Origin of the sequence: Sphaerochaeta sp. UBA5836, assembly GCF_002432845.1 — a bacterium.
Classification (GTDB): domain Bacteria; phylum Spirochaetota; class Spirochaetia; order Sphaerochaetales; family Sphaerochaetaceae; genus Sphaerochaeta.
Genome location: NZ_DJGW01000012.1, coordinates 1 through 2,496, shown reverse-complemented (window position 1 = coordinate 2,496; position 2,496 = coordinate 1). Strand labels below are relative to the sequence as shown.

At 51.1% G+C, this 2,496-nt stretch carries 3 protein-coding genes; all 3 read right to left on the bottom strand.

What is annotated here, in order from left to right; translation table 11 throughout:
- The coding region (locus tag B3F49_RS00925) for a nucleoside-diphosphate sugar epimerase/dehydratase (protein WP_414712479.1) at window positions 1–531 on the bottom strand (531 nt) is incomplete at its 3' end.
- A gap of 181 nt (window positions 532–712) precedes the next feature.
- On the bottom strand, window positions 713–1,261 hold the full coding sequence (gene nusG / locus B3F49_RS00920) for a transcription termination/antitermination protein NusG (RefSeq protein ID WP_293908586.1): 549 nt from the start codon (window positions 1,259–1,261) through the stop codon (window positions 713–715).
- 33 nt (window positions 1,262–1,294) lie between these two features.
- Window positions 1,295–2,179, bottom strand: coding sequence for a shikimate dehydrogenase (aroE, locus tag B3F49_RS00915; RefSeq protein ID WP_293908585.1), 885 nt, complete (start codon window positions 2,177–2,179; stop codon window positions 1,295–1,297).
- Window positions 2,180–2,496 lie beyond the last annotated feature (317 nt).

Sequence of the window (2,496 nt, the reverse complement as noted above, 5' to 3'; positions counted from 1 at the left end):
TGAGGCATTGTCGTCGATGAAGGCTGAAATATGGTAAGGAAGCTTGCCCCGCTGAAACTGGCGCACCAAGGCGTTTCCCAGCTCCCCCGCACCGTAGATCACCGTACGGGGATTATTGTTGTGGGTCTGCTTGGTATAGTAGGTCCGAAAGCTGCGGTAGGCAAAACGCACACCGAGTATGCAGAGGAACGACGAGCCCCAGAACACAACAAAATAGGGAATCCAAGAGGAATGGTAGCCCTCAAGAAACACGGGAATCAAAATTGAGACAAGAGAAGGCAACAGAAAGCCTGTAAACGCCCGGTTGACCAGATCGAGCGAGCCTTCACTGACACGGATGAGGTAGAAACGAGTCAAGGAGAGGGAGAGAAGAAGAATCAGGGAGGCGATAACGGTGAATAGGACTACGGTTGCATCATAGGCAGCATATACAATCCACATCGAGACCATGGAGCACAGGATCAGCAATACTGCATCGATAGCCATCAAGAGAAGTTGTCTCTGAATCCGGTTCCTGACACTTCCAGCCACATTCACCTCGCTCTTCCCTGATGCTTCCCTATCCCGTCGTTTCAGATTGCGTGGATATCTGATACTCCTTGGCCCCGGTTGGTGCATGTTTAGAAACCAGAGTATCTGTAGCTACCTTCATACCACACACAAGCGGTTGTGTCATCACTTTTGCAATGACAACCGGGTAGGAATTGTTCCCTCAATCAAAATTATAGTCGGTGCTGTCGGGCTGAATAAACTCAACAGGCATACTCACTTTGCGGATCACCTCGGCAAATTGGAACTCCACCTTAACCCTGCTATGACGGTAGTCGACCGAGATGATCGTTCCCATGAAGTCCTTGAGCGGGCCTTCCACCACCTTGATCGGTTCACCTTGCTTATAGACCACCTTCGAGGGCTTGATCGTCCCCTTGTTGTGCATGATCCAGGCAGCATACTCATAGTCGGGTCCCCTGAGTTCAATGGTCTTGTCCAGATTGCGAAGAAAGCCGTAGCACCCGGAAAGCCGGTGGACATCAAGTGAGAAATTCGCCAGGCTCTCCTCGCTTGAAACCAACAGATAGCCGGGTAGAATGGGATGGTCGGTCATAATCTTCTTTCCCTTGCGTCGGTCGATCATGCGACGCATGGGGATGAGAATGAACACGTCGTGATCCTCTCCCAGCTCCCTGATAAAAAACTTGTTCAAGTGGGCCCGTACTTTCTCTTCCCCGCCTGTTCTACATGCAATGAAGTAGTAATTCATAGTCGCTTATCGTAGGGTATTTTGGTCTTCTTGTCAGCATATTGCAAACGCTTCTTCCAAGCTCGAGCGCATCAAAGCCCGGTCGGGTTCCTTGCCTGTCCATTGCTTGACGGCTATGGCACCCTGATTGACCAGCATGCCAAGTCCGTCAAGGGTTTGGCAGCCTGCCAGTTTGGCTTTCTTGAGGAAGGTTGTCTCCACGGGATTGAACACGACATCGCAGGCGATGACGTTGTGCAAATCAGGGGTAAAGGCGACTTTAATGCAATCATCAGGCTGGAACAAGCCGACGCTGGTGGCCTGCACCACGACAAGATCGTGCTCTTTTATCTGGTAGATGCCTTCCCACGGCTCCCATGAGAGAGTTGTCCTGGAAATGCCCGCGAGGTTGTCCACCAACGTTTTTGCCCGGGTGAGCGTGCGGTTTACCACCACTACCTCGCGCACCCCGTGGAGGGCCAGCTCGGTGACGATGGCAGAGGCAGCCCCACCGCTGCCGAAAACGACTACCTTGCGCTTTTTCAGATCGGGAACAATCTCAACCAGTGATTGCAAAAAGCCCTTGCCGTCGGTGTTGTCCCCGATGTAGGTCCCGTCATCCTTGCGGGTGATGCAGTTCACAGCATCGCAGAGGCTGGCACTCTTGGTAAGCTCGTCAAGGTAGGACAGCACCTCCTGCTTGAACGGCGCTGTGACATTGCCTCCCTGAAAATGCATAGCCAACAGGCCCCAGATACTAGGCTCCAGCTCGTCCGGATCCACTTCAATCGTCAGATACCTTCCCGGGTACCCAAGCTGCTCGAAGGCCTTCTCCATCATATGTTGGGTTGGATTGCCTACAACCGGACTGCCGATGCAGAAGTAAAGAGGCGGCAACGGTCCTTTCATAAGAGCCTGTAGACTTGTATTCGTATCCATGTCTCTCTCCTAGAAGGGTATTGTAATACAAATATTGGCATATGTCCAATTCCGGTAAAATTTTACTGCTCTTTATCCAGCAAAACATGCTAGAAAAATTACAAAAGGAAGCTTATATTTATTGTAGCACTATTTCAGCGAGGATGCATTGTGGAATCTGTTGCAGCATTTCAATACTTTCGGCCCACCCCGCTGATCGACTATGAGAGCCCTGTTGTGCAGGCTCTCATACACGAGCGAGGCTGGGATTCAATCAGCTCAAAATCAGCACAAATAGATGCTGTCTACTCCTTCGTCCGTGATGAGATTCTCTTTGG

What these genes read in the sequence shown, in the direction of transcription:
- nusG (WP_293908586.1), bottom strand. Translation starts at nt 1,261, where the DNA reads ATGAATTACTACTTCATTGCATGTAGAACAGGCGGGGAAGAGAAAGTA.
- aroE (WP_293908585.1), bottom strand. Translation starts at nt 2,179, where the DNA reads ATGGATACGAATACAAGTCTACAGGCTCTTATGAAAGGACCGTTGCCG.